The organism is Arthrobacter parietis, from assembly GCF_039530425.1.
Lineage (GTDB): Bacteria > Actinomycetota > Actinomycetes > Actinomycetales > Micrococcaceae > Arthrobacter_D > Arthrobacter_D parietis.
Window position 1 is genome coordinate 477,023 of record NZ_BAAAON010000001.1, and the last position, 7,576, is coordinate 484,598.

At 65.1% G+C, this 7,576-nt stretch carries 5 protein-coding genes; 4 read left to right on the plus strand and 1 reads right to left on the minus strand.

Annotation, left to right across the window (positions count from 1 at the left end):
- Positions 1 to 7 precede the first annotated feature (7 nt).
- The gene (locus tag ABFX19_RS02260) at positions 8 to 1,423 is read right to left on the minus strand and encodes a hypothetical protein (RefSeq protein WP_346027319.1); all 1,416 of its coding nucleotides are present in this window, start codon (positions 1,421 to 1,423) and stop codon (positions 8 to 10) included.
- Positions 1,424 to 1,727: 304 nt separating this feature from the next.
- Between ABFX19_RS02260 and acs the strand changes: the two genes are divergently transcribed.
- The 4 genes from acs to ABFX19_RS02280 all read left to right on the plus strand — a co-directional run bounded on the left by acs (position 1,728) and on the right by ABFX19_RS02280 (position 7,436).
- Positions 1,728 to 3,710, plus strand: a complete 1,983-nt coding sequence (gene acs / locus ABFX19_RS02265) for an acetate--CoA ligase (protein ID WP_346027320.1) — start codon at positions 1,728 to 1,730, stop codon at positions 3,708 to 3,710.
- 161 nt (positions 3,711 to 3,871) lie between these two features.
- Positions 3,872 to 5,170: an MFS transporter gene (locus ABFX19_RS02270; RefSeq protein ID WP_346027321.1), complete on the plus strand. Its 1,299-nt coding sequence runs from the start codon at positions 3,872 to 3,874 to the stop codon at positions 5,168 to 5,170.
- Positions 5,171 to 5,221: 51 nt separating this feature from the next.
- Positions 5,222 to 5,698, plus strand: coding sequence for a type II 3-dehydroquinate dehydratase (aroQ, locus tag ABFX19_RS02275; protein ID WP_346027322.1), 477 nt, complete (start codon positions 5,222 to 5,224; stop codon positions 5,696 to 5,698).
- A gap of 4 nt (positions 5,699 to 5,702) precedes the next feature.
- Positions 5,703 to 7,436 (plus strand): ABC transporter ATP-binding protein, encoded by a 1,734-nt coding sequence (locus tag ABFX19_RS02280; RefSeq protein WP_346027323.1) that lies wholly within the window; start codon positions 5,703 to 5,705, stop codon positions 7,434 to 7,436.
- The last annotated feature ends 140 nt before the right edge of the window (positions 7,437 to 7,576 follow it).

Genomic DNA, 7,576 nt, shown 5'->3' on the forward strand with positions numbered 1-7,576 from the left:
CCCGTTGCTATCCCTCGGTGGGGGCCCGCTCGATGTTCCGCAGATCCCTCATGACGCCAACACGGCCGGTGCGCTTGTCCTGAACGAGGAACTCGTGTCCGCGGTCCTCGATGCCGACTTCCCAGTCGCCGGGCTGAAGTACGAACAGCGGCGCGCCCGTCTGCTCGTCAACCACTGAACGGGGTGTCCCAACGGCGAACCAGAAAGCCTCAAGCATGGGCTCGTCCTCATCAGCGTCACGGGTAGCCGAAATGGATTCCGTACGGGGATGAGAGGAGTGCTCATCCCCAGTGTCGTTAGAGCGCTGCGCAACGGGGTGAGCCGCCGTTCTGTCCGGCGTGGTTCCCTCGACCCTGGGTTGCGCGGCGGTAGCTGCCGGCGCGGCGGACTCCGTTGGCGCGACAGAGGCAGCGAGTGCAGAAGACGCAGCGGATCCAGCGGTACCCGCGGACTCCGCGTGCGTCCCGGAAGGAGCGGTCGCTGCGGACGTCGCCAAATCCTCAGCGCCGGAATCTGCCGGCACGGCCGGGGCGGGAGCGGCGCCGGACTGCGCTGCTGGTTCCGTGGCTTCAGGAGACGCCGCTGCAGACGTCTCAGCGTGCGCTGCAGAGCCCGCGGTCTGACGTGCTGAATCTTGCACCGGATCCTGCTGCGCGGAAGGTTCCTGTCCGGAAGGTTCCTGCACCGAGGGACTTTGGGCGGCACCCGATCCCTGGCCAGCTGCATATCCCGCGACGGCGTAACCGGCACTGTATCCGGCGCTGCTCGGGCCACTCGCAGTTGATTCCCCTGAGGAGGACGGGCTGTGCCAGCCGCTGACCTTCTCCGCCGGGACCGGCTTGGGCGGGCGCTGCTTCGCGGGCAGCGCTTCCCTGGCAATGGGATGAGCGGACGACGACGGACGGCCGGCGAAATCGGGCCTGAACAGGCCAATATGCAGGCCGCCGACGGTGGCCACAAGGAATCCGACCGATCCGAGCAGAGCAATCAGCGCACCGATCTCGAACGTCGTGACCGTCTGAAGGAAGAAAAACGCTGCGGCAAAGGCCGCCGCAACCGAAGCGAACTGGTCAACGGAGAGAGAACCGACGCGCAGCCGCTTGCTGCCCTGGCGGCGGGCCACCAGCAGCGCCAGGGCAGCGACGGGCAGGAGAATGCCGATACCCAGGAAGAAGAGGGAGAACGTGCGCCACAGGTTGACGCCGTCAACGAACGGCAGGATGGTTCCGACAAACATCACCAGCACGGAGACACCGATGACGGTTTCACGCAGGGTGAAAGGGCCGGCTACCGCCTCGGGTCCGTGTTCGGTAGGTCCGGCGGACGGCGAAACATCAGCAGGGGTTTCGGACCTGCCGGATTGCTGCACCGGCGAGCTGTGCGCGGTGTCTGCGCCGCCGTCGTACTGGCGCTGTTCGGTCATGTCTGGATTCTCCGTTTCAATAACGGCGGTGGGTGCCGCAGTCGAAGGTGCCGAAGGCGTTGAGCCGGATTCGGATTTCTTTGACAACCCTAGTCAACGCCCACTTCCTTTCCTACCAATGATGGGACATGTCGGGTCCGCGCGCCCACCGCTCACCGCAGAATCCGTGCCTTTCGCATCTGCTGTGTGACCGGTGGCACACGGTTTGGGGGAGGTCGCCACTACTGTGGAACACAGCACATTCGCGGGCCGACTGAGTCTGTTCAAGCCCGCCTGAAGTACCGATTGGCCGAAGGGGCTCACAATGTCTGAAGACACCCGGATTTCCACTGGTGACGCGTTTGAAAATCTGCTTCACGAGGAACGACGCTTCCCGCCGAGCGAGCATTTCGCTGCCCATGCCATTGCCACGGCCGAACTGTATGAGCAGGGCAAGGAAGGCCCTGGATTCTGGGCACGCCAGGCTCGGGAACTACTGACCTGGCATGAGGATTTCTCGCAGGCCCTGGACTGGTCTGAGGCTCCCTTCGCCAAATGGTTCGTCGGCGGGAAGGTCAACGCCGCCTACAACGCGCTTGACCGCCATGTTGAGCAGGGCCGCGGGGACCGCGTTGCCATCCACTTCGAAGGTGAGCCGGGTGACACCCGCACGTACACCTACGCTGAGCTCACCACCGCAGTGAAAAAGGCTGCCAACGCCTTCGAATCGCTCGGGGTGGCGAAGGGCGACCGCGTGGCGGTTTACCTGCCGATGATTCCCGAGGCAGTCATTACCATGCTGGCCTGCGCCCGTATCGGCGCCGTCCACTCGGTGGTCTTCGGCGGATTTTCGGCCGACGCCCTCCGCAGCCGGATTGACGATGCCGAAGCCAAACTGGTGGTCACATCCGACGGCACCTACCGCCGCGGCAAGCCCAGCGCCCTCAAGCCCGCCGTCGATGGCGCTCTTGAACGTCCCGGACACACCGTCGAGAACGTGGTGGTGGTTAAACGGAACGGGGAGCCGGTCGAATGGACCGAGGGGCGGGACACCTGGTGGGATGACGTCGTGGGGCCGGCATCGGATGAGCACACCGCTGAAGGGCACGATTCAGAGCATCCGCTTTTCATCCTCTACACCTCCGGCACCACCGGAAAGCCAAAGGGCATCCTGCACACCACGGGCGGCTTCCTCACGCAGACAGCGTTCACGCAGAAGTACACCTTCGACCTGCACCCCGAGACCGATGTCTTCTGGTGCACCGCGGACATCGGCTGGGTTACCGGCCACAGTTACGTTGCGTACTCACCGCTGGTGAACGGCGCTACCCAGCTGATGTATGAAGGCACGCCTGACACCCCGCACCAGGGCCGTTGGTGGGAGCTGATCGAGAAGTACAAGGTCTCCATCCTCTACACCGCTCCCACAGCCATCCGCACCTTCATGAAGTGGGGACGGGACATCCCGGCCAAATTTGATCTCTCCTCCATCCGGGTCCTCGGCTCGGTCGGTGAACCCATCAACCCCGAAGCGTGGATGTGGTACCGGGAGATTATCGGCGGCAACGGCGGACGCTCGGATACCCGCGCTCCGATTGTGGACACATGGTGGCAGACCGAAACCGGGGCGCACATGGTGTCCCCGCTGCCCGGGGTCACGGCGTGCAAGCCCGGGTCTGCGCAGGTGGCAATGCCCGGCATCGCCGTGGACGTGGTGGACGAGATGGGCCAGTCGGTGCCCAACGGTTCCGGCGGCTACCTGGTGATCCGTGAACCGTGGCCCGCGATGCTGCGCGGAATCTGGGGAGACCCGGAGCGGTTCAAGGAGACCTACTGGTCCCGCTTCGACAACATGTACTTCGCCGGAGACGGCGCCAAACGCGATGAAGACGGCGACATCTGGCTGCTCGGCCGCGTGGATGACGTCATGAATGTCTCCGGGCACCGGTTGTCCACAACGGAAATCGAGTCCGCGCTGGTGAGCCACCCATCGGTGGCGGAGGCTGCCGTCGTCGGTGCCTCTGATGAGACCACCGGTGAGGCTGTGGTTGCGTTCGTGATTCTGCGCGGCTCCGCAGCTCAGGACGACGACGTCGTTACCACCCTGCGCAATCACGTTGCCAAGGAGATCGGGCCGATTGCCAAACCCCGCAATATCCTGGTGGTGCCCGAACTGCCCAAGACACGCTCCGGGAAGATCATGCGCCGCCTGCTCAAGGACGTGGCGGAAGGCCGCGAGGTCGGCGATGCGACCACGCTGTCGGATCCAACGATCATGCAGCAGATCGCCGCGTCGCTGCGGAAGTAGCGCTTGCGCCTGACGATTACGCCAAAGGCGGGCTGAGCGCCGGATTGCCACCCTCAGGGGAGGCGGTCCGGCGCCCGCAGTGTGAGGTGCGTCAACCGGCACTGTGACCTTGCCCGGGAAAGCTGGCCGCGCCAGGGTCGCGGCGAGGACAATTCTGAAGCGTGTCCACCTCTACCGCACCCCGCCCGACGCCGGCCACCCGCCCAGGAATGGCCCGGAAGACCGCCGCTGCGTCCTTCGTCGGAACCGCCCTTGAGTCCTATGACTTCTACGTTTTCGGCACTGCAGCCGCGCTCGTGTTCAATGAGGTCTTCTTCGCCGCCCAGGACCCCCTCGCGGGCACTCTCTCGGCGTTCCTGATCTTCGCGATGGGCTTCGTGGCCCGCCCGCTGGGAGCCATCCTCTTCGGTCACCTCGGCGACCGGATCGGCCGGAAGAAAACCCTCATCTGGACCATCCTGCTGATGGGCCTGGCTACGGGTTCTGTGGGGCTCCTCCCTGATTACAGCGTCATCGGCGTGTGGGCGCCCATCATCCTCACCGTGCTGCGCCTGCTCCAGGGTTTGTCGCTGGGCGGCGAGTGGGGCGGATCCATCCTGATCGCCACGGAGCATGCCAGCCCTCGGAAGCGCGCCCTGTACGCGGCCATTCCCCAGCTCGGCTCGCCCGTGGGCACCATGCTGATCTCGCTGATCTTCCTCATCCTCGCGGTGACCGTACCGGACGTCATGACCACGTGGGGCTGGCGCATCCCGTTCCTCCTTGCGTTCCCGTTCCTCGCCGTCGCGCTCTACCTGCGCCTGGCAATCGATGAGACGCCGGTCTTCCGGACCACCAAAAAGGTGCGCGTACCGCTGGTGAGCGTGCTGCGCTCCCAACCGGTCGCCGTCGCCGTTGCCACGGCGTCCGCCGTCCTCGGGATCGGCTCCTACTTCCTCATGGTTTCCTACACGCAGGCCTACGGAACCGAGCGGCTGGGACTATCGCAGGAAACAGTGCTGAACGCGGCGCTCATCGGTTCGCTGCTGCAGCTTGCAACCATCCCGGCCTTCGGCTGGCTGGCCATGAGAATCGGGTCGGCGAAGGTCGTGGCCGGCGGGGCAATCGGCACCGCGCTGATCGCTTTCCCGCTGTACTGGGTCATCAGCATTGCGGACGCTCCGCTCTACGTTGCCGCGATCCTGCTCGGCGGAATCCTGCCCACCGCAAGCTGGGCAGCGCTTGGCGGCCTGATGGCGGACCTCTTCGAACCGAGCACCAGCTTCACCGCGCTGTCCTTCTCCTACAGCATTGCCGCGATCGTGGCCGGTTTTGCGCCGTCGATCACGCAGGCATTCGGTGCGGCGACAGACGGCGCATGGTGGCATCCCGGCGTCGTGCTGGCTCTCATGAGCCTCGTGACCGTTGCCGGCGCAACGGCGGCAGCACGCCTCCGCCGGCCTGTACCCGCCCTCGACTGACGCCCGCCAAACGGCGGGTCCACCGCCTGACGAATCAGGCATAGTTAAGCCATGGCGACCACTACCCTCCTGATCCTCAACGGCCCCAACCTGAACCTGCTCGGCACACGGGAACCTGAGGTCTACGGCTCCCACACGCTCGACGACGTTGAGAACCTCTGCGCCTCCGCCGCCGGTGCTCACGGGTGGGCCGTCAACTGCAGGCAGTCGAACCATGAGGGTGATCTTGTCGACGCCATCCAAGGCGCTGCCGGAACAGCAGACGGAATTGTTCTCAATGCCGGCGCCTACACCCACACCTCGGTAGCGCTGAGGGACGCAGTCAGCGCGGTGGGCCTGCCGATCGTCGAGGTGCACATCAGCAACGTGCACCGCCGGGAGGAATTCCGGCACCAGTCCTACCTCTCCCCCGTGGTCGATGCGGTGATTGTGGGCGCCGGCGTGGACGGCTACCGCATGGCCATTGACCACCTCGTGCGCAAACTGACGCGCCATGACCTGATGCAGGGCGGTTATGAGGGACGATAGAGCTATGACGGAAATCACCTCTATCGACGACGTTGTCGATGACGCCAAGAACGCCCCCATGCTTCAGGTGAAGAACCTGGCAGTCAGCTTCCGCACCACCTACGGCGAGGTACACGCCGTCGAGGATGCGAGCTTCACCCTCCACCGCGGACAGACGCTGGCCATCGTGGGCGAGTCGGGTTCGGGCAAATCGACGACGGCGATGGCCTGCATCGGCCTGCTGCCCGGCAACGGGCGGGTCACCAGCGGAAGCATCCTCTTCGAGGGCAGGGACCTCGTTCCCCTTCCGGAGTCCGCGATGCGCACCATCCGCGGCCGGGCTATCGGCCTGGTGCCTCAGGACCCCATGTCAAACCTCAACCCGGTCGCGAAAATCGGCACCCAGGTGGCGGAAACCCTGCTGGTGCATGGGCTCGCGGACAAGAAGAACGTCAAGGAACGCGTGGTCGAGGTGCTCTCCGCTGCCGGCCTGCCCGACGCCGCGGACCGCGCCAAGCAGTACCCGCACGAGTTCTCCGGCGGCATGCGCCAGCGCGCGCTGATCGCCATCGGGCTCGCGTGCCGTCCGCGCCTGCTGATCGCCGATGAGCCGACCAGCGCCCTCGACGTCACCGTGCAGCGCACTATCCTCGACCAGATCGACACGATGACCGAGCAGCTCGGAACCTCGGTGCTGCTCATCACCCATGACCTCGGTCTGGCCGCGGAGCGCGCGTCGGAGCTCGTGGTGATGCACCGCGGCCGTGTAGTTGAAACCGGTCCCGCTGCCCACCTCCTCAACGATCCCAAACACCCCTACACGCAGTCACTGGTCCGGGCCGCACCGAGCGTGGCGGCGGTCCGCCTCCGTCCGGGCGCCTACCACGAGGACGCCGCGAAGCGCACCGCTGTGGCGCAGGCAGCCTTCGAGGAGCATCAGGCAGACGCGGACTCCGTAGACGAGGCCGCACCGACGAACAACATCGTCGAAATTCGTGACTTGACCAAGATCTACAAACGCCGCGGCAGCTCCGAAGACTTCTATGCCGCAAAAAACGTCACCCTGGACATTCCACGCGGGCAGACGGTCGCCATCGTGGGCGAGTCCGGCTCAGGCAAGACGACGACGGCGCGTATGCTCCTGAAGCTCATCGAACCCACCTCGGGCACCATGAAGTTCGACGGCATGGACGTGGCAACCCTGGACAAGACGCAGCTCGCCGATTTCCGCCAGCGCGTGCAACCTGTCTTTCAGGATCCGTACTCCTCACTGAACCCCATGTTCACCATCGAGCGGATCGTTGAGGAACCCCTCAACGCCTATAAACGCGGCTCGAAGAAGGAGCGCGCTGCCCGCGTACGCGAGCTCATGGACCAGGTGTCCCTGCCGCACAACGCGCTGCGGCGTTACCCTTCGGAGTTGTCCGGCGGCCAGCGGCAGCGCGTCGCCATCGCCCGGGCCCTCGCGCTGAAGCCGGAACTGATCGTCTGCGACGAGCCCGTCTCCGCCCTCGACGTGCTGGTGCAGGCACAGATCCTCAAGCTTCTGGGTGACCTCCAGTCCGAGCTGGGCCTGAGCTACCTGTTCATCTCCCACGACCTCGCTGTTGTGCGGCTCATCTCCGACTACGTCTGCGTCATGAAGGACGGCGAGCTGGTTGAAGCGGCGAGCTCCGAGGAAGTCTTCCAGAACCCGCGCCACCCCTACACCCGGAAGCTCCTGGCTTCCATCCCGGGCAACGAACTCAATATCGCCTGACCCCTCCTCCGAGGGCCCTTCTGTGGGAACTTTTGCGCACCTCCGGCGACTTCTGACGCCCAGAAGCCGCCGGAGCTGCACAAAAGTTCCTTAACGTACGACGACGGCCGGTCACCTTCGCTTCGAAAGGTGACCGGCCG

What these genes read in the sequence shown, in the direction of transcription:
- ABFX19_RS02260 (WP_346027319.1), bottom strand. Translation starts at nt 1,423, where the DNA reads ATGACCGAACAGCGCCAGTACGACGGCGGCGCAGACACCGCGCACAGC.
- acs (WP_346027320.1), top strand. Translation starts at nt 1,728, where the DNA reads ATGTCTGAAGACACCCGGATTTCCACTGGTGACGCGTTTGAAAATCTG.
- aroQ (WP_346027322.1), top strand. Translation starts at nt 5,222, where the DNA reads ATGGCGACCACTACCCTCCTGATCCTCAACGGCCCCAACCTGAACCTG.
- ABFX19_RS02280 (WP_346027323.1), top strand. Translation starts at nt 5,703, where the DNA reads ATGACGGAAATCACCTCTATCGACGACGTTGTCGATGACGCCAAGAAC.